The sequence below is a fragment of the Roseovarius sp. genome (assembly GCF_040223625.1).
Classification (GTDB): Bacteria; Pseudomonadota; Alphaproteobacteria; order Rhodobacterales; family Rhodobacteraceae; genus Roseovarius.
Genome location: NZ_JAVKFX010000033.1, coordinates 175,700 through 193,744, shown reverse-complemented (window position 1 = coordinate 193,744; position 18,045 = coordinate 175,700). Strand labels below are relative to the sequence as shown.

Annotated in this window: 17 protein-coding genes; 14 read left to right on the top strand and 3 right to left on the bottom strand. The window is 66.6% G+C overall.

The window, feature by feature from the left end; all coding sequences use genetic code 11:
- The first annotated feature begins 39 nt into the window (after positions 1 to 39).
- The 5 genes from RLN94_RS10230 (at position 40) to RLN94_RS10210 (ending at position 5,693) form a co-directional block, all read left to right on the top strand.
- Complete coding sequence (locus RLN94_RS10230) at positions 40 to 1,059, top strand: TRAP transporter substrate-binding protein (protein WP_350132952.1); 1,020 nt, start codon at positions 40 to 42, stop codon at positions 1,057 to 1,059.
- 155 nt (positions 1,060 to 1,214) lie between these two features.
- Entirely contained in the window at positions 1,215 to 2,429 is a 1,215-nt protein-coding gene (locus RLN94_RS10225; RefSeq protein ID WP_350132950.1) for an alpha-hydroxy acid oxidase, read from the top strand.
- Positions 2,430 to 2,459: 30 nt separating this feature from the next.
- The gene (locus tag RLN94_RS10220; RefSeq protein ID WP_350132948.1) at positions 2,460 to 3,767 is read left to right on the top strand and encodes an NtaA/DmoA family FMN-dependent monooxygenase; all 1,308 of its coding nucleotides are present in this window, start codon (positions 2,460 to 2,462) and stop codon (positions 3,765 to 3,767) included.
- 4 nt (positions 3,768 to 3,771) lie between these two features.
- Positions 3,772 to 4,614, top strand: a complete 843-nt coding sequence (locus tag RLN94_RS10215) for an amidohydrolase family protein (RefSeq protein WP_350132946.1) — start codon at positions 3,772 to 3,774, stop codon at positions 4,612 to 4,614.
- A 122-nt stretch (positions 4,615 to 4,736) separates the two neighbouring features.
- Positions 4,737 to 5,693 carry a LysR family transcriptional regulator gene (locus RLN94_RS10210; RefSeq protein WP_350132944.1) on the top strand — a complete coding sequence of 319 codons (957 nt, stop codon included), beginning with the start codon at positions 4,737 to 4,739 and terminating at the stop codon, positions 5,691 to 5,693.
- Positions 5,694 to 5,711: 18 nt separating this feature from the next.
- Here the strand turns inward: RLN94_RS10210 and RLN94_RS10205 are convergent, their stop codons facing one another.
- The gene (locus tag RLN94_RS10205; RefSeq protein ID WP_350132942.1) at positions 5,712 to 6,431 is read right to left on the bottom strand and encodes a GntR family transcriptional regulator; all 720 of its coding nucleotides are present in this window, start codon (positions 6,429 to 6,431) and stop codon (positions 5,712 to 5,714) included.
- A 128-nt stretch (positions 6,432 to 6,559) separates the two neighbouring features.
- Between RLN94_RS10205 and dctP the strand changes: the two genes are divergently transcribed.
- The 7 genes from dctP to RLN94_RS10170 all read left to right on the top strand — a co-directional run bounded on the left by dctP (position 6,560) and on the right by RLN94_RS10170 (position 13,713).
- Complete coding sequence (gene dctP, locus RLN94_RS10200) at positions 6,560 to 7,585, top strand: TRAP transporter substrate-binding protein DctP (protein WP_350132940.1); 1,026 nt, start codon at positions 6,560 to 6,562, stop codon at positions 7,583 to 7,585.
- Between the two features lie 70 nt (positions 7,586 to 7,655).
- On the top strand, positions 7,656 to 8,177 hold the full coding sequence (locus RLN94_RS10195; RefSeq protein ID WP_350132938.1) for a TRAP transporter small permease subunit: 522 nt from the start codon (positions 7,656 to 7,658) through the stop codon (positions 8,175 to 8,177).
- Positions 8,167 to 9,483 (top strand): TRAP transporter large permease, encoded by a 1,317-nt coding sequence (locus RLN94_RS10190; RefSeq protein WP_350132936.1) that lies wholly within the window; start codon positions 8,167 to 8,169, stop codon positions 9,481 to 9,483. The genes RLN94_RS10195 and RLN94_RS10190 overlap by 11 nt, the downstream gene beginning before the upstream one ends.
- Positions 9,484 to 9,497: 14 nt before the next feature.
- Positions 9,498 to 9,668, top strand: coding sequence for a hypothetical protein (locus RLN94_RS10185; RefSeq protein ID WP_350132934.1), 171 nt, complete (start codon positions 9,498 to 9,500; stop codon positions 9,666 to 9,668).
- Between the two features lie 5 nt (positions 9,669 to 9,673).
- A complete protein-coding gene (araD, locus tag RLN94_RS10180; RefSeq protein ID WP_350132932.1) occupies positions 9,674 to 11,407 on the top strand; it encodes an L-arabinonate dehydratase in 1,734 nt (577 codons plus the stop codon).
- Positions 11,408 to 11,420: 13 nt separating this feature from the next.
- Entirely contained in the window at positions 11,421 to 12,146 is a 726-nt protein-coding gene (locus tag RLN94_RS10175) for a ribonuclease activity regulator RraA (RefSeq protein ID WP_350132930.1), read from the top strand.
- A gap of 52 nt (positions 12,147 to 12,198) precedes the next feature.
- Positions 12,199 to 13,713 carry an aldehyde dehydrogenase (NADP(+)) gene (locus tag RLN94_RS10170; protein WP_350132928.1) on the top strand — a complete coding sequence of 505 codons (1,515 nt, stop codon included), beginning with the start codon at positions 12,199 to 12,201 and terminating at the stop codon, positions 13,711 to 13,713.
- 112 nt (positions 13,714 to 13,825) lie between these two features.
- Here the strand turns inward: RLN94_RS10170 and RLN94_RS10165 are convergent, their stop codons facing one another.
- Both RLN94_RS10165 and RLN94_RS10160 read right to left on the bottom strand, forming a co-directional pair.
- A complete protein-coding gene (locus tag RLN94_RS10165) occupies positions 13,826 to 14,464 on the bottom strand; it encodes an HD domain-containing protein (RefSeq protein WP_350132926.1) in 639 nt (212 codons plus the stop codon).
- 166 nt (positions 14,465 to 14,630) lie between these two features.
- The gene (locus tag RLN94_RS10160; RefSeq protein WP_350132924.1) at positions 14,631 to 15,494 is read right to left on the bottom strand and encodes a shikimate dehydrogenase; all 864 of its coding nucleotides are present in this window, start codon (positions 15,492 to 15,494) and stop codon (positions 14,631 to 14,633) included.
- A 183-nt stretch (positions 15,495 to 15,677) separates the two neighbouring features.
- On the opposite strand from RLN94_RS10160, the gene RLN94_RS10155 reads away from it, so the two are divergent.
- Positions 15,678 to 16,514 (top strand): alpha/beta fold hydrolase, encoded by an 837-nt coding sequence (locus RLN94_RS10155; RefSeq protein ID WP_350132922.1) that lies wholly within the window; start codon positions 15,678 to 15,680, stop codon positions 16,512 to 16,514.
- Complete coding sequence (locus RLN94_RS10150; RefSeq protein ID WP_350132920.1) at positions 16,507 to 18,030, top strand: flavin-containing monooxygenase; 1,524 nt, start codon at positions 16,507 to 16,509, stop codon at positions 18,028 to 18,030. Before RLN94_RS10155 ends, RLN94_RS10150 begins: the two co-directional genes overlap by 8 nt.
- Positions 18,031 to 18,045: the final 15 nt, after the last annotated feature.

The window sequence follows — 18,045 nt, the reverse complement described above, 5'->3', positions numbered from 1 at the left end:
CGATAACCAGGAGAAACATGTCAACCAGGGAGGACAGACATGAAAGATTTCGGACTTAGCCGGCGCTCGCTTCTGCGGGGGATGGGCGCGGCGGGCATCGTGACGGCCGCCGCCGGAACCCGCGCCTTCGCCGCGCCGATGAAATGGGATTTCACCATCTATTACGGCCCCGGCCATTCGCTCACCAATCTCTACATCGCGCTCACCGACGACATCCGCGAACGCACCAATGGCGAGCTTGACATCACCGTCCGCACCGCCGGCGAGATGCCCTTCCGCGCGACCGAGGCCGTGCCGGTGCTGGGGCAGGGGCAGGTGGAAATGGCGCTGGCCTACCAGGGCTTCATCGCCGGCACCACCAAGGTCGCCGCCTTGCCCGGCCTGCCGTTCCTGATCCGCAACGCCGACGAAGCGGAAACCGCGATGGACGTGCTGGTGCCGCATATCAACAAGAAGCTGAATTCGCAGGGCTGCCAGATGCTGCTCTGGTCCGGCCAGAACTGGCCGCAGAACGCCTATGGCCGCGGCGAGCCGCTGACCAAGCTGGAAGACTTCAAGGGCAAGAACGCCCGCGGCTCCAGCCCGGAACAGGGCGACATCATCCGCAAATACGGCGGCGCCGCGGTCACGCTGACCACCGCCGAGGTGCCCGAGGCCATGCATCGCGGCGTGGTCAACGCGGTCTTCACCGGCGCGGCCAATATCACCGGCTCGGGCTGGACGGAGTTCCTCGACTGGGGCTATTTCTGCGACCCGCACACCGGCATCGAGTACATCCTGATCAACCAGGATCTCTATACCGGCCTGCCCGAGGACATGCGCGCCGCCGTCGACGCGGCCGTCACCGAGAACCAGGCCGAGTTTGCCGCCGCCCGCAAGAAGGCCAATGACGAGGCCGAGGCGGAACTGCGCGAGGTCATGACCATCGTCGAGGCCGACCCGGCGGACGTGAAACGCTACGAATCCGAATGGGCAGGCTACTGGGACGAATGGGCAAAGGACGGCGGGCCTGAGGTCGAGGCCGCCGTGGCCGACGTGCGCGAGGCGCTCGGCAAGTAACCTGCATCCCCGCCCGGCGCCCGAGTGTGCCCGGGCGGGCCACCCTCCCGATCTGTCGGGAGAATTGATGAACAATATCAGATAATTGCGCGATCCCGTCTGGCCCTCATCCGGCATGATGGACGCGCCGGCACTCTCCTATTGCCGCTGAAAGGATGGCGACCAGACCGATGCGCATCGACAAGGCGATCAACATTCACGATGTCCGCGACTGCGCGCGCCGCTACCTGCCGCGCATCGCCTTCGATTTCATCGACGGCGGCGTCGACGGCGAGGCGGCGCTCGAGCGGAACCGCGCGGCCTTCGACCGGTGGAAGCTGCTGCCGCGCTACCTTGTCGACGTGTCGGAGCGCAGCCAGAAGGTCACCCTGTTCGGCCACGAGTATTCCAGCCCCTTCGGTGTCTCGCCCATGGGCATTGCCGGCTTCTTCCGCCCCGGCGCCGACCTGATGCTGGCCCGGGCCGCCGCCAAGTTCGACGTGCCCTATCTCATGTCCAGCGCCAGCTGCGATTCCATCGAGGCGGCGATGGAGGCGGCGCCGAAAACCACCTGGTTCCAGGTCTACGGCACGCGCAACCCAGAGATCACCGCCGACCTCATCCGTAGGGCGCGCGCGCTTGAGGTTCGCGTGCTTGTCCTGACGGTCGATACGCCGGTGATCGGCAAGCGTGAGCGCAACCTCCGCAACGGCTTCACCCGCCCGATGAAGATGACCCCGGGCGTGATCATGCAGGGCCTCAGCCGCCCGGCCTGGACCCTCCGCTACCTGAAAGGCAGCGGCATCCCGATGATGGAGAACTGGCGACCCTATGCCGGGCCGAACGCGAATGCCGGCACCGTGGCCGACCTCTACGGCAGCGAGACACCCGCCCCGGAACAGACATGGGAGGTGCTCAGGTCGGTGCGCAAGGCATGGCCCGGCCCGCTGGTCGTCAAGGGCGTGATGCACCCCGACGACGCGCGCCGCTGTCGCGACCTCGGGGCCGACGGGCTGATCGTGTCGAACCACGGCGGCCGGCAGCTCGACTCCGCGCCCGGCTCCCTCGACATGCTGCCGCTCGTGGCCGACGCCGTGGGCGATGGCATGGAACTGCTGATCGACAGCGGCATCCGCCGCGGCTCCGACATCGCCAAGGCGCTGTGCCTCGGCGCCAAGGCCACGCTTTTCGGCCGCCCGGCCATGTTCGGCGTGGCGGCCGGCGGGCAGGCGGGGGCCGAGAAGGTCTTCGACATCTACCGGCAGGAGCTCGGCCTCGTCATGGGCATGATGGGCTGGACCGACTTGGCCGCCCCGGGCCCCGATAGCCTTTACGACCTCGCCAACCCGCCCGCGCGCGCCACGGGCCCAAGCGCCCGCGCCGCGGAATGACCGTTCCTGAATTGAAAGGTGACCAACCCCATGAGTGAACAAATGCACCTGATCGGCTTCTACATGCACAGCCCGATCAACCACAGCGCCATGAGCTGGGCCGATCCGGAGGATGGGCGGCTTGACGGGATGGCATCGTTCGATCACTGGAAGAAGCTCGCCCGCACCCTCGAACGCGGCTGCTTCGACGCGGCCTTCTTCGCCGACACCCCCGGCGGCTATGACTGGTACCGCGACAGCCTCGACGACTACGTCCGTTACGGCGTCTGCTGGCCCAGCCACGACCCGATGGCGCTGATGGGGGTGATGCTGGCGGAAACCGAGCATCTCGGGCTCGCGCTGACCCTCTCCACCTCCGGCAGCCACCCCTATACCACCGTCCGCCGCCTCTCGACCCTCGACTACATGAGCGGCGGGCGCGTCGGCTGGAACATCGTCTCGGGCCACCTGCGCGCCGAACACCGCGCGCTGGGCGCCGAGCAGCTTCAGCATGACGCGCGCTATGACCACGCCGATGAATACATGGATGTCTGCTATGCGCTCTGGAACGGCATCAAGCCGGGCGCGATCCTCGCCGACCGGGAAAAGGGGCTCTATGCCGACCCGGAAAAGATCGACGTGATCGATTTCAAGGGCGAGTATTTCCGCTGCCGCGGCGTGCCCCCGGTGCTGCCCTCGGCACAGGGCCGCCCGGTGCTCTTCCAGGCGGGCTCCTCCGGCCGTGGCCAGAAATTCGCCCTGAAACATGCCGACGTGGTCTTCGCCATCCAGCCACAGGCCGCCGCCATGACGAAATTCGTCAAGAAACTGGCCGAAACCGCCGAAACCGAAGGCCGCAAGGACACGCCCAAGGTCACCTTCGGCATCCAGTGCGTGCTCGGCGGCACCGAGGAAGAGGCGAAGGCCCACCAGACCGAGATGGCCGACCGCATCCCGATCGACGCCGCCCTCAACCGCATGTCCGGCACCATGGGCGTCGATTTCAGCCGGCTCGAGCTGGATTCCCGCCTGGCCGACAACACGACCGAGGCCTCGCAGGGGATGCTGATGGCGCTCGCGAACATGGCCGGCGACGGCGACGCCACGGTGCGCGACGCCGCCCGCATGTTCGGCGCCTCCACCGGCATGCCGCAGGTCGTCGGCACGCCCGAACAGGTGGCCGACGAACTGGAAACCCTCTGGCGCACCAGCGGCTGCCACGGCTTCAACGTCACCCCCACGACCAGCCACCGCAGCGTCGAGGATTTCGTCGACCAGGTCGTGCCGCTCCTGCAGAAAAAGGGCATCTACCGGACGGAATACACCGGCAAGACCTTCGCCGAGAACGTGATGGCCTGACCCGATGACCAGGACCGACACGACCCGCCCCAAGATCGCCGTGCCCCCCGGCGCCTGCGACACCCATATGCATTTCTACGACGACAGCTACCCGGCCTCTCCCAGGGCATGGCTCTTCCCGCCGAACCACCTGCCGGAAGACTACCGCGCCGTGCAACAGCGGCTCGGGCTCGACCGCATGATCGTTGTCCAGCCGGTGACCTACGGCTTCGACAACCGCTGCATCCTCGACGCCATCGCGCGCATCGGCGACAGCGCCCGCGCCGTCGTCACCGTACCCGCCGACATCTCCGACGCCGACCTCGCCGCGCTGTGGGACAAGGGCGCGCGCGGCCTGCGCTATCACCAGATGGCGGGCAGCATGACCGAATGGTCCGACCTGCCCGTGATGGCCGCGCGGATCGCGGGCACCGGCTGGCACCTTCAGGTGCAGCTCGACGGGCTGGAACTGCCCGACCGGGAAAACCTCATCGCCGATCTGCCCTGTACCGTGGTGATCGACCATATGGGGCGGTATTCGGACTGCATCGCGCCCGACCACCCGGCCCATCAGGCCCTCCTGCGGCTCGCCGCACGGCCGAATGTCTGGGTCAAGCTTTCCGGCGCCTATCACATCTCCAAGACCGGCAAGCCCGACTACGCCGATGCCGCCCCGCTGGCCCGCGCGCTCGTTGCGCAGGGCACCGACCGCCTGCTCTGGGGCTCCGACTGGCCGCACCCGACCGAGACGGCGGACACCATGCCCGATGATGCCCGGCTGATTGACCTGCTGGCCGACTGGGGCCTCTCGGAGGCACAGCGCGAGGCGGTGCTGGTCAGCAATCCTGCCCGGCTCTACGGTTTTTGAACCGGCCCGGCCCGGAGGCGAAATATCACCAAACCTGATGCCTGCGACGGCTTTTTCTGGCCAGAATCAGATGCTCTGGTATACTAGCGCCCGCCGACAAGCCGCGTTAAGGGAGGACGGCCATGCTGAACCGGGTCACCATAGACCAGCTCCACATGCTGACCGCCGTCGCCGAATGCGGGAGCTTCTCCGCCGCCGCCCGCAAGCTCAACCGCGTGCAGTCGGCCGTCAGCCAGTCGATCCAGTCGCTCGAGGACGCGCTGGAACTCCAGCTCTTCGACCGGAGCCAGAAACTCCCCCGCCTGACCGACGCGGGCGAGGCGATCCTGATCGACGCCCGCCGCGTGATCGGCGGGGTCGACGCCCTGCGCGCCCGCGCCCGCAGCATCGCCACCGTGGCCGAACCCGAGATCAGCATCGCCATCGAACAAGTCTTTCCCAACGAGGTGCTAATCGGCGCGCTGAAATCCTTTCACGAGGAATACCCCTCGGTCTCGGTCACGCTCTACGGCGAGGGGCTGGGCGCGCCGGAGCAATCCCTGCAGGAGGGCAATGCCGGGCTCGCCATCTATTCCCCGGCCCGCGACGGGATGCCGGGCGTGCAGATGGAATTCTTCGGCAACGTCCCGATTTCCGCCGTCGCCAGCTCCCGCCATCCGCTCTCGCGCATCGGCGCGCCGATCACCCAGCCCCAGCTCGACGAGCACGTGCAGCTCACCCTCACCGACCGCACCGGCCGGTTCCGCGGCGTGGTCATGAGCGACCGCACGTGGAGCTTCATAGACCAGTTCAACCGCCTCGATTTCGTGCTCAACGGGTTCGGCTGGTGCGTGATGCCGACCCATCTCGCCTGGCCGCATATCGAGAACGGCGATCTCAGCGAACTCCAGTTCGCCATTCACCGGGGCAAGCCCCTGCGCTTCCCGCTCTACACCGCCCACAAGCTCGACCAGCCGCCCGGCCCGGCGGCGGTCTGGCTGCTGGACGAGCTGCAGACAAGGTTTTCCAACTGGATCGAGGCGCGGCCGGAATGGCACGACGGGGGCGAGGGGATACAGGTGCGCGTCACCCCCACCTGACCGGCCCGTGCCGCGCGCTCAGAAATACTGCGGATACTTGTCGGTGATCTTCGGCACCTGCGCCAGCGTGCCCGACAGGTGCTCGCGCACCACCGCCTCGGCGCCGGGCACGTCGCCGGTCTCGATGGCCTTCAATATCCGGTCATGGCAGGACAGGATCGAGGTCGATTTCCCCGGATCGGGCAGGTTCAACTTGCGCAGCCGGTCGATATGGCCCGACCTTGCGGTGACGATCTGCCACAGGTTGGCGACGCCCGCCGCCTCGTAAAGCGCCCTGTGATACTCGCGGTCGAGCCGCGCGAACTCGTCCAGGTCACCCGAGTCCAGCGCCGCCCGCTGCAGGCTCAGGCAGGTCCGCGCCCGGCCGATCCGGTCGGCCGCGCTCTCCTGCGCCAGCCGCCGCGTCACCTCCAGCTCGATCGACAGGCGCAGGAACTGCGTCTCCTGCGCATGGGCCACGTCGATCTTCGACACCAGCGTCTTGGACTGCGGATAGATGATCAGCAGCCCTTCCTCCTCCAGCCGCATCATCGCGTCGCGCACCGGCGTCTGGCTGACCCCGTAATAGGCGGCGATCTCGGCACGCGACAGGAAGGCGCCCGGCGCGAATTCCAGCGCGACGATTCGCTCGCGCAGCGCATCGTGGATCTGCGCGCTGGCCGAGCCGCGCTTGATCGGCCGGCCGGGCGGGGCAGGCGTGGCGGCAATTTTTCCAGACAGGTCAGGCGTTTCGGTCATCAGGTGTCGTCAGGTCCCTTTCTCGTGTCAGGGGCAACATAAGCTTCGCTTGCCAACAATACACTAATATATTAGTACATCAATCAGCCGCGGGGGGAGGCCCCCGGTGATTTTCAGGGAGGACCCGAATGACCTTTTCCAGAACCGCCACGCTGGCCGCGTCCGTTTCGATGCTGGCCGGGCTGGCCCATGCCGACACGCTCAACATCCAGACCTCGTTCAACGCCGGCGACTTCTCGACCAAGTACATCACCGACGAATGGCTGCCGAAGATCGAGGAGCGGACCGAGGGCCGCATCTCCATCGTGCTGACGCCCAACGGCTCGGTCGTGCCCGCCCGCGACACGCCCGAGGCGGTGGCCGCCGGCGCGCTCGACGGCGATTTCACCTCCGTCAACTACTTCTCCGGCCAGGAACCCGCCTTCGCCCTGCTGGGCGACCTGATCTCGGGCTACGACACGCCCCAGCAGATGATCGGCTTCTGCGAGGAAGGCCCGGGCGAGGAGATGATGCAGAAGGCCGCCGACGCCATCACCGGCGGCGAGGTCAAGGTCGTGGCCTGCGGGCCGTACTCGCGCGAGGCGCTGGTCGCCCGCGAACCGATCCGCACCTTCGAAGACCTCGAAGGCAAGAAGATCCGCTCGCCCGAGGGGCTGGCCGCCGCCGTCTTCCAGGCCGCCGGTGCCTCGCCCGTCGCGATCCCCTTCTCGGAGGTGTTCGGCGCTCTCGAGAAAGGCATCGTCGATGCCGCCGACGCCTCGGCCTATGTCAACAACGACGCGACCGGCCTGCACGACGTGGCGCCGTACCCGCTTTACCCCGGCATCCACTCCATGCCCGCCATGCAGTTCACCGTGAACCGCGAGGTCTGGGAAGGGCTGGAAGAGCAGGACCAGGAAGCGCTGCGCACATGGTGGTACGAGGCGATGTACGCCATGGCCGACGAGGTCACCAAGCTCGACAAGGAACTGGCCGAGCGCGACAACGCCACCGACGATATCGAGGTGATCGACTGGGCCCAGGAAGACCGCGACCAGCTGCGTGAAGTGGCCCGCAAGGAATGGGAAGCCTATGCCGAGAAATCCGACCTGGCACAGGAAGCGCTCGACGCGCACATTTCCTACATGACCGAAATCGGTCTCTTCAAAGAGTAATCTCCGCTCTTGCCGGGGCGGCGTCACGCGCGCCGCCCCGCCGCTTTCCAAGGCCAACGGGAGAGACCCCATGAAACGCCTGCTTGCGGGCTATGCCGAGGTGATGGACCGGTTCAGCGTCTTCATCGGCCATGCCTGTTCCACCCTCTTCTTCACCTGCATCGCGGTCTCGGCGCTCGAGGTCGTGCTGCGTTACGGGTTCGACAGCCCGACCGTCTGGTCGACCGAACTGGCGATGACCCTCTGCGCCACCGTCTGGGTGCTGTCGGTGGGCTACGTCACCCAGCGCAACCGCCACATCTCGATCACCATGATGGAACTGCTGGTCAGCCCGCGGGTCTGGCATTACTTCCGCCTCGCCCAGCTCTGCATCGCCTTCGGTGCGATCCTCGTGCTGGCGATGGCGCTCTGGGGGCCGGCGGTCAAGGTGCTGGGCCGGACCGAACATTCCGGCACCGCCTTCAACTCGCCCCAGCCGACATACCTCAAGGTGCTGATCGTCGTGGGCTGCGGTCTCTACATGGCACAATTGCTGGCCAACATCATCCGTTGGTTCCAGAACACAGAAAAGGACGTGACCGGTGGGCATTGAACTGATCACACTCCTGATCGTCGTCGCCCTTCTGGGGCTGATGGCCGTGGGCGTGCCGCTTGGCATCACCACGCTGACCGTCTCGCTGGTCACGGCGATCCTCTATTTCGGCGAACGCGCCGGCTTCTTCATCGTCGCCGCCAACGTGAGCGAGGTGCTGCACAAGTACGAGCTCATCGCGGTGCCGTTCTTCGTCTTCATGGCCAACGTGCTGGAACGATCCGGCATCGCCAAGTCGCTCTTCGACTCGATGGCCATCGCCGGCGGCCGGTTCCGCGGCTCGGTGGGCGTGCAGACCTGTGTCGTGGCCGTGCTGCTGGCCGCCATGTCCGGCATCATGGGCGGCGAGATCGTCATGCTGGGCCTGATCGCGCTGCCCCAGATGCTGCGGCTGGGCTATGACAAGAAGCTCTCCATCGGCATCATCTGTGCCGCGGGCGCCCTCGCCACGCTCATTCCGCCATCGGTCGTGCTCATCGTCTACGGGCTGGCGGCCCAGGTCTCGATCACCAAGCTCTTCGCGGCCTCCGCCATTCCCGGGATCATGCTGGCCTCGCTCTACATCACCTATATCCTGGTACGCGTGCGACTCCGCCCCGAGATGGCGCCGATCTACGACATCCCGGAAACCGGCCTGCCGTTCTTCCAGCGCCTGAAGTTCCTCAAGGGCATCCTTTTGCCCGCCGCGCTGATCTTCACGGTGCTGGGGGTGATCTATTCCGGCATCGCCACGGTGACCGAGGCCGCGGCCATCGGCGCGGTCGGCGCGCTGGTCGTCGCCGGCATCCGCAAGGAGCTCAACTGGACCATGGCGCGCGACGCCATGCGCCAGACGGTGCTGACCGTGGGCTCGATCATCTGGCTGGTGCTGGGCGCGGTCTCGCTGATCGGGATCTACAACCGCATCGGCGGGGGCGACTTCCTGCGCGGCGTGCTGACCGGGCTCGACATGGCGCCGATCATGATCGTGCTGGTGATGATGCTGATCGTCATGGTGCTCGGCACCTTCCTGGAATGGATCGCGATCATCTTCATCACCGTCCCGATCTTCGCGCCGGTGGTGGTCGAGCTTGGCTTCGACCCGGTCTGGTTCGGCGTGCTCTTCGCCATGAACATCCAGATCTACTACCTGTCGCCGCCCTTCGGGCCAGCCTGCTTCTTCCTGAAATCCGTGGCGCCAAAGGGCGTCGAGCTTCAGGACATCTTCGTCGCCGTGCTGCCCTTCATCGCGCTGCAGGCCATCGGCCTCGCCCTCGTGCTCTTCATCCCGGAGATCGCGATGTGGCTGCCCAACATGCTTGATTGAGGAGAACCGTCCCCATGTCACAGGACAAAGACCCCGATCTGACCCGCCAGGACGAAGAGATCGACACGGCCCATTTCACGGCCGAGGAAATCGGCGACTCGCACCATTTCGGCAACTGGCCCGACCTCGTCGGGCTGGCCGTCGCGGCCGCCGTGATCTGGTACAGCTTCAGCTTCACAGGGTGACAGGAATGTCCAAGAAAGACCCGCAAACCCTGCGCTCGGCCCGCTGGTTCGCCCCCGACGACCTGCGCAGCTTCGGCCACCGCTCGCGGATGATGCAGCTCGGCTACGACGAGGAGGATTTCCGCGACCGCCCGGTGATCGGCGTGCTGAACACCTGGTCGGAACTCAACACCTGCCACTCCCACTTCCGCGACCGGGTGAAGGACGTCAAACGCGGCATCACCCAGGCGGGCGGCTTCGGCGTCGAGATGCCTTCGCTCTCGGTCGACGAAAGCTTCACCAAGCCCAGCTCGATGCTCTACCGCAACATGCTGGCGATGGAGACGGAAGAGATGATCCGCTCGCACCCGCTCGACGGCGTGGTGCTGATGGGCGGTTGCGACAAGACCACGCCGGGGCTGGTGATGGGGGCGATCTCGGCGGGCGTGCCGATGATCTACCTGCCCGCCGGCCCGATGCTGCGCGGCAATTACGCCGGCAAGATCCTCGGCTCCGGCTCGGACGCCTGGAAATACTGGGACGAACGCCGCGCCGGCAACATCTCGGACGAGGAATGGCGCGGCGTGCAGGGCGGCATCGCCCGCTCGGCCGGCACCTGCATGACCATGGGCACCGCCTCGACCATGACCGCCATCGCCGACGCGATGGGCCTGACCCTTCCCGGCGCCTCCTCGATCCCGGCGGTTGACAGCGGCCACCAGCGCATGTCGGCGGCCTGCGGGCGGCGCATTGTCGACATGGTGTGGGAAGACCTCACACCCGACCGCATCATCACCGACGCCGCCTGCCGCAACGCGGCCATCGTCGCCATGGCCACCGGCTGTTCGACCAACGCGGTCGTCCACCTCATCGCCATGGCCCGCCGAGCGGGCGTCGACATGCAGCTCGAAGACCTCGACGGGCTGGGCCGCGCCACGCCGCTCATCGCCAATGTCCGCCCCTCGGGCAAGGACTACCTGATGGAGGATTTCTACTACGCCGGCGGCCTCCGCGCCCTGATGAAACAGATCGAGGAGATGCTGGACACCTCGGCACTGACCGTCACCGGCAAGTCGATGGGCGAGAACCTCCAAGGCGCCGAGGTCTACAATGACGACGTGATCCGACCGCTCTCGAACCCGGTCTACCACGAGGGCTCGCTGGCGGTCCTCAAGGGCAATCTCTGCCCCTCCGGCGCGGTCATCAAGCCCGCCGCCTGCGACCCGAAATTCTACAACCACGAAGGCCCGGCGCTGGTCTTCGACAGCTACCCCGAGATGAAGAAGGCCGTCGATGACGAGACCCTCGACATCACCCCCGATCACGTCATGGTCCTGCGCAATGCCGGGCCGCGGGGCGGGCCGGGCTTTCCCGAATGGGGCATGCTGCCGATCCCCAAGGCGCTGATCAAACAGGGCCACCGCGACATGCTGCGCATCTCCGACGCCCGCATGTCCGGCACCTCCTACGGCGCCTGCGTGCTGCACGTCTCGCCCGAAAGCCACGTGGGCGGCCCGCTGGCGCTGCTGAAAACCGGCGACATCGTGCGCCTCGACCTCGCCAACCGCCGCCTCGACATGTTAGTCGACGAGGAGGAACTCGAGGCCCGCCGCAAGGCCCTCACGCCCCCCGAACCCCGGTTCGAACGCGGCTATGGCTGGATGTTCCTGCAACACGTCACCCAAGCCGACCAGGGCTGCGACTTCGACTTTCTGCAATCCGATTTCGGCCGCACCGCCGGCGAACCCGACATCTTCTGAAGGACCGACCCCGATGAGCACACACACGCTGTCCGACGACACCCGCAACAAGCTGAAAAAGGTCTCGACCGCCTCGGTCGCCACCGCGCTTTTCAAGCGCGGCCTGCGCAACCAGTTCATCCAGGGCGTCACGCCCGTCTCTCCCAAGGACGAGAACATGGTCGGCCCCGCCTTCACCCTGCGCTACATCCCGGCGCGTGAGGATCGCAACCCGATCACCGTCTTCCGCAATGCCGACCACCCCCAGCGCGTGGCGGTCGAAACCTGCCCCGAGGGCCACGTGCTGGTGATGGACGCCCGCAAGGACGCCCGCGCCGCCACCGCCGGCTCGATCCTCGTCACCCGGCTGGCCAAGCGCGGCGCGGCCGGCATCGTCTCCGACGGCGGCTTCCGCGACGCCCACGGCATCGGCCAGCTTGCCATGCCCGCCTATTGCGCCGGCCCCTCGGCCCCCACCAACCTGACTCTGCACGAAGCGCTCGACATCAACGTGCCCATCGCCTGCGGCGATGCGGCGGTCTTCCCCGGCGACGTGCTGGTGGGCGACCGCGACGGCGTGATGGTCATCCCCGCCCATCTCGCCGACGAGATCGCCGAGGAATGCACGGGTATGGAAACTTTCGAGGATTTCGTGTTGGAAGAGGTCGAGGGTGGCGCGCCGATCATCGGGCTCTACCCTTGCACCAAGGACGAGAACCAGGAAAAATTCGAGACGTGGCGCAAGAAGACCGGCCGCTGAGGGCCTGCGCCGCGCCACCCCAACCCACCGAACAACCCCAAAAGGACACCGCATGACCTTCAAACCGCATGGCAAGCACCTGATCGCCGGCGAATGGATCGCCACGGATGACACCTTCACCTCCGAGCCCGCCAGCGGCGAGGCGCACAGCTTCTCGGTGGGCAACCCCCAGCTTGTCGATCAGGCCGCCAAGGCCGCTGAAGAGGCGTTCCTCACCTACGGCTACACCAGCCGCGAGGACCGCGCCGCCTTCCTCGACACCATCGCCGACGAGATCGAGGCGCGCGGCGATGACATCACCGAGATCGGCACCTCCGAATCCGGCCTCCCCGAGGCCCGCCTGCAAGGCGAGCGCGGCCGCACCACCGGCCAGCTCCGCCTCTTCGCCGAACATATCCGCAAGGGCGACTACCTCGACCGCCGCCATGACGAGGCGCTGCCCGACCGCGCCCCCATGCCCCGCCCCGACCTGCGGATGATGCAGCGCCCCATCGGCCCGGTCGCCGTCTTCGGCGCCTCGAACTTCCCGCTCGCCTTCTCGACCGCCGGGGGCGACACCGCCGCCGCGCTGGCCGCCGGCTGCCCCGTGGTCGTCAAGGGCCACGGCGCCCATCCCGGCACGGGCGAGATCGTGGCCGAGGCTATCCACGCCGCCATCGGCAAGTGCAACATGCCCAAGGGCACGTTCAGCCTCGTGCAGGGCGGCAACCGCCAGGTCGGCCAGGCCCTCGTGCAGCACCCGCTGATCAAGGCGGTGGGCTTCACAGGCTCCCTCGCCGGCGGCCGCGCGCTCTTCGACCTCTGCGCCCAACGCCCCGAGCCGATCCCCTTCTTCGGCGAGCTGGGCTCGGTCAACCCGATGTTCCTGCTGCCCGAGGCCGTCGCCGCCCGCGGCGCCGCGATCGGCGAGGGCTGGGCCGGCTCGCTCACCATGGGCGCGGGCCAGTTCTGCACCAATCCCGGCATCGCCATCCTCCTCGACGGGCCGGAGGCCGATGCCTTCACCAGCGCCGCCAAGGACGCGCTCGCCGGCACCGGCCCGCAGGTCATGCTGACCGACGGCATCGCAAAGGCCTATCGCGACGGGCGCGACCGCGTCGCCGCCTCCAAGGGCGTGCAGGAGGTGCTCACCTCCACCTGCGACCAGCGCAACGCCACGCCCTACCTCTACGAGACCGACGGCACCACGTGGCTCGAGAACGAGGAACTGGGCGAAGAGGTCTTCGGCCCGCTCGGCCTGGTCGTCCGGGTGGCCGACATGGACCAGATGAAGCAGGTGGCAAGCAGCCTGCGCGGCCAGCTCACCTGCACGCTGCACATGGATGACGGCGATGCCGGCGCGGCGCGCGACCTGCTGCCGATCCTCGAGCGCAAGGCCGGCCGGCTTCTGGCCAACGGCTTCCCCACCGGCGTCGAGGTCTCCGACAGCATGGTCCATGGCGGCCCTTACCCGGCCTCCACCAATTTCGGCGCCACCTCCGTCGGCACCCTCTCGATCCGCCGCTTCCTGCGGCCGGTCTGCTACCAGAACCTGCCGGAAGAGGTGCTCCCCGCCGACATCGCGTAGGCAAGACCAGAAAGAGCAGTGAAAACGCCGGGGGCCACGTGCCTCCGGCGTTTTCCATTTCGTAGTGCAGATGAGCGCCAAGGGCTCGGATCGCGATGGCCGGTTTGAGTCCTTAGCCGACCTCCGCCAACATTCCACGGTAGAAGTCTTCAAGGTCTTTGGATCGCTTTGCCGCCAACCGTGCACCGGTCACGGTCCGGAAGTTGGCTCCCAGCTTCATCAGCTTGGTCTGGAAGTGATCCAGAGCAAAGGCATGATCATCAAGCGGTCTGTTACCTGCCGCTGGATCTATGGCATCGCAGATGGATGCACGTCGTAGACCAGCAACATAGAAGCATCGTGCCACGCCCATAAAGCCGATTGAGTCGAGACGATCAGCATCCTGGAGAACTTCAGCTTCTAAACTGATCGGCGTAATGCCAGCAGAATAGCTGTGTGCCTCGATCGCATGGCAAACCTGTCGAATCCGATCGTGTTTCCAGGACAAGCCGGACAGCACTTCTTGTGCCTTAGCCGCCGCAAGTCGGGAGGCCATATCCCGCTGTGACGAGCCTTTGTCGATCCATACGCAGTCATGCAGCAGCGTTGCTGCAAGCAGAATCTCCATATCGCCCCCTTCACCGCTGGCAATCTTCTCGACGTTTCGCCAGATGCGGAAAAGATGGGCCTCGTCGTGCGATCCGTCCTGCACATCGAAAGCATGAAGCAGCAGAGCTTCGGCAAGGTGGGGGTTGGGGAACTGGTTATGCATCTCTCAGACTGTCGTGATAATCTCCCTGCACCTTAGCTGCGAACGGCAGCGATGTCCCGCAAAGCCGCCCTCCGGCGCATTATTGAACCTAAAGTCGGTCCCGCAGTGACCTCGGCCACAAGTTGCTCCTCGAAATGCAAGGGCCTACCTCAAGGGCCCGGTGTTTTCATCCGCCGCCCTCCGCCGCCATCGCCTCGAAGGTCCGCCGCATCCGCCCGGCATCCGCCGCCCGCCCGGTGAACAGCTCGAAGGCCCGCACCGCCTGGTACACCGCCATGCCCGCCCCGCTCAGCGCCCGGCAGCCCCGCTCCCGCGCCGCCTCGAGAAACGCGGTCTCCAGCGGGAAATAGACGATATCCACCACCCAGTGCCGCGGCTCGAGCAGGGCAGGGGGGATCGGTGTGCCCGGCAGCTTGGCCATGCCCACCGGCGTCGCGTTGACCACCCCGTCTGCCAATTGCACCGCCTCCGCCACATCCTCGACCACCTCGGCCACCGCGCCCACGGCCCCGGCCAGCGCCGCCGCCGCCCCCTCCCGCGTGTCCGCGATCATCACCCGCCGCACGCCGAGATCGGCCAGCGCGAACCCCAGCGCCGCCCCCGCGCCGCCGGCGCCCAGCAACAACACCCGGCCCATCGCCGCGCCCCGCAATCCCCGCCGCACGCTTTCCGAGAACCCCCAGTAATCCGTGTTGTGCCCGAAGCGCCCGCCATCCCGGAACACCACCGTGTTGACCGCCCCGATCCGCGCCGCCGCCTCCGACACGCCGTCGAGATGCGCCATCACCGCCTGCTTGTAGGGATAGGTCACGTTCAGCCCGGCAAACCCCTCCGCCTCGGCCCGGTTCAGGATCGCGGCAAGATCGTCCTCGACCCCTCCATCGGTATCCAGCAACTCGTACCGGCAGGCCAGCCCCTGCGCCGCCGCCTCCGCCTCGTGCATCGCCGGGGTCCGCGACAATTGGATACCGCGCCCGACCAGCCCCAGCCGCAGCAAAGGGGTGTCCCCGTCTGACCCGTCAAGATGCATCGGCGCGCCGGCCCCCTTCCACCACGGTTTGCCGCAGGATGTCCCCGGTGACCCCGATCATCAAGCGCGAAAGCCGCCCGCCGACGCGGGTCGTGGACGGTTGACAAGGGGCATCGCAACCGCCTACTTATAATAATAAGTATACTCATGAATATCCGGCCAGCACCGGCCGGGGAGGGCAAAATGGCATTCACATCCGATGTCGTGGAGGGCGAGATCACCCATGACGGGCTCACCATCCGCACCTACGATTCCGCGCCCCACCGGCGGGCCGAGGACACCATCGTCCTCCTCCACGGCACCAGCGGCTCGGCCCAGAGCACCTACTGGGCGCTCTTCCCCATGCTCGCCGACGGCCGCCGCGTCGTGGCCTTCGACTTCGTCGATATAGACGGCGCCACCGCTGACAGCTACGCCGATCAGGCCCGCGCCGTCATCGCCGCCCTCTGCGACGGGCCGGTGCACCTGACGGGCTGCTCCTTCGGCGCCGTCATCGCCGCCCACCTCGCCGGCACCACGCCCGGGATCGTGAAATCCCTCACCCTCATCGCCGGCTGGATCAAGACCGACATCCACCAGCACCTGCGCTACGACGTCTGGTTCAAGCTGCACGAGGAGAAAAGCGCCGCCATGCCCGGCTTCATGGTCATGACCGCCTTCAGCCACGCCTTCCTCACCATGCGCCTTCCGGGCGAGGTCGACGCGCTGGTCGACAAGATCGGCGACGGCTCCGACCGCTACGCCAAGATGGTCTTCAACCGCTCCGTCGACATCACCGACGCGGTCGCCAAAATCACCGTGCCCACCCTCGTCATCGGCTGCACGCACGACCAGATGGTGCCGATCTATCACTCCAAGCTGCTCTTCGGCGCCATCGAGAACGCCCGCTTCGCCGAGGTGCCCTCGGGCCACGCCGTGGCCCATGAACGCCCCTCGCACCTGCTGATGCTGATCCGCGACTTCATCGACGCACCCGAGCGCGACGCGCCCGGCACCGTCCACGCCCCCATCCATGCCTGAGCCCAGACCCGAGGTCCACATGAACATCCAGACCACCACCCCGAAACCAAAGGTCGATGCCGAGGTGCTGATCGTCGGCACCGGCTTCTCCGGCCTCGGCCTCGCCGTCATCCTCGAACGCGAGGGCAACCGCGACTACCTGATGCTCGAACGCGGCCATGACGTCGGCGGCACATGGCGCGACAACCACTACCCGGGCGCCGGCTGCGATGTCTTCTCGCACCTCTATTCCTATTCCTTCCGCCCCAACCCGTACTGGAGCCACACCTACTCCAAGCAACCGGAAATCCTGAAATACCTGCAGGACACGGCGGAAGACGAAGGCATCTATCCCAAGGTCCGCTTCAACACCACCGTCACCCGCGCCGAATGGATCGAGGCCGAAGACCTCTGGCAGGTCGAGACCACCACCGGCACCTACCGCGCCCGCGCGCTGGTCTCGGCCACCGGCCACCTCTCCGACCTCTCCATGCCCGATATCGACGGGCTTGACAGCTTCACCGGCAAGATGATGCACTCCTCGCAATGGGATCACGATTACGACTATACCGGCAAACGTGTCGGCATCATCGGCACCGGGGCCTCCTCGATCCAGATCGCGCCGGAAATCGCCCCCGACGTCTCCCACCTCACCGTCTTCCAGCGCACCGCGCCCTATATCGTCCCCCGCCGCGACGCGCCCTATTCCGAGGCGCAGAAGGGCATGTTCGCCCGCTTCCCCGAGATGCTTCAGGACTTCCGCAAGGAACTCTTCTGGGGCAATGAAAGCCGCTTCCCCCAGCGCCTGCAGATCCCCGCCTTCCTCGCCCAGATCGAGGAGATGTCGCGCGGCCATCTCGAGGCGCAGGTCGCCGACCCCGCCCTCCGCGAAAAACTGACGCCCCCCTATTCCGTCGGCTGCAAGCGCATCCTGATCTCGAACGACTACTACCCCGCCATCCAGCGCGAGAACGTGACGTTGGAGACCACCGGCATCGCCCGCATCGACGAAACCGGCGTCGTCCTCACCGATGGCACCCATGTCGATCTCGACATGCTGATCCTCGCCACCGGCTTCGAGGCGACCGAGCTGCCCATCGCCGAGGTCATCCACGGCAAGGTGGGCCGCCTGTCGGACCAGTGGGAAGATGGCGGTCAGGCCTTCGCCTGCACCTCCGTGCATGGCTACCCGAACTTCTTCATGATGCTCGGCCCCAACACCGGGCTCGGTGCCGGCTCGATGATCTACATGGTCGAAACCCAGATCGAGTACATCCGCGGCGCGCTCGAATACCTTGCCGAAAGCGGCAAGGTCATCGAACCCGACCGCGAAGCGCAGGAAGCCTACGTCAAATCCATCCACGACCGCGCCGAACGCACGGTCTGGATCGCCGGCGGCTGCCAAAGCTGGTACCTCCACCCCCGCAGCGGCAAGCTCACCGCCATCTGGCCCGACTACATGTCGCAATTTCGCAAGGAAAACGGCACCTTCGCCACCGAAGGCTACATGGTCCGCGACGCGACCGTTCCGGCCTGACGACCGGAGTCATCG

What these genes read in the sequence shown, in the direction of transcription:
- RLN94_RS10230 (WP_350132952.1), top strand. Translation starts at nt 40, where the DNA reads ATGAAAGATTTCGGACTTAGCCGGCGCTCGCTTCTGCGGGGGATGGGC.
- RLN94_RS10225 (WP_350132950.1), top strand. Translation starts at nt 1,215, where the DNA reads ATGGCGACCAGACCGATGCGCATCGACAAGGCGATCAACATTCACGAT.
- RLN94_RS10220 (WP_350132948.1), top strand. Translation starts at nt 2,460, where the DNA reads ATGAGTGAACAAATGCACCTGATCGGCTTCTACATGCACAGCCCGATC.
- RLN94_RS10215 (WP_350132946.1), top strand. Translation starts at nt 3,772, where the DNA reads ATGACCAGGACCGACACGACCCGCCCCAAGATCGCCGTGCCCCCCGGC.
- RLN94_RS10210 (WP_350132944.1), top strand. Translation starts at nt 4,737, where the DNA reads ATGCTGAACCGGGTCACCATAGACCAGCTCCACATGCTGACCGCCGTC.
- RLN94_RS10205 (WP_350132942.1), bottom strand. Translation starts at nt 6,431, where the DNA reads ATGACCGAAACGCCTGACCTGTCTGGAAAAATTGCCGCCACGCCTGCC.
- dctP (WP_350132940.1), top strand. Translation starts at nt 6,560, where the DNA reads ATGACCTTTTCCAGAACCGCCACGCTGGCCGCGTCCGTTTCGATGCTG.
- RLN94_RS10195 (WP_350132938.1), top strand. Translation starts at nt 7,656, where the DNA reads ATGAAACGCCTGCTTGCGGGCTATGCCGAGGTGATGGACCGGTTCAGC.
- RLN94_RS10185 (WP_350132934.1), top strand. Translation starts at nt 9,498, where the DNA reads ATGTCACAGGACAAAGACCCCGATCTGACCCGCCAGGACGAAGAGATC.
- araD (WP_350132932.1), top strand. Translation starts at nt 9,674, where the DNA reads ATGTCCAAGAAAGACCCGCAAACCCTGCGCTCGGCCCGCTGGTTCGCC.
- RLN94_RS10175 (WP_350132930.1), top strand. Translation starts at nt 11,421, where the DNA reads ATGAGCACACACACGCTGTCCGACGACACCCGCAACAAGCTGAAAAAG.
- RLN94_RS10170 (WP_350132928.1), top strand. Translation starts at nt 12,199, where the DNA reads ATGACCTTCAAACCGCATGGCAAGCACCTGATCGCCGGCGAATGGATC.
- RLN94_RS10165 (WP_350132926.1), bottom strand. Translation starts at nt 14,464, where the DNA reads ATGCATAACCAGTTCCCCAACCCCCACCTTGCCGAAGCTCTGCTGCTT.
- RLN94_RS10160 (WP_350132924.1), bottom strand. Translation starts at nt 15,494, where the DNA reads ATGCATCTTGACGGGTCAGACGGGGACACCCCTTTGCTGCGGCTGGGG.
- RLN94_RS10155 (WP_350132922.1), top strand. Translation starts at nt 15,678, where the DNA reads ATGGCATTCACATCCGATGTCGTGGAGGGCGAGATCACCCATGACGGG.
- RLN94_RS10150 (WP_350132920.1), top strand. Translation starts at nt 16,507, where the DNA reads ATGCCTGAGCCCAGACCCGAGGTCCACATGAACATCCAGACCACCACC.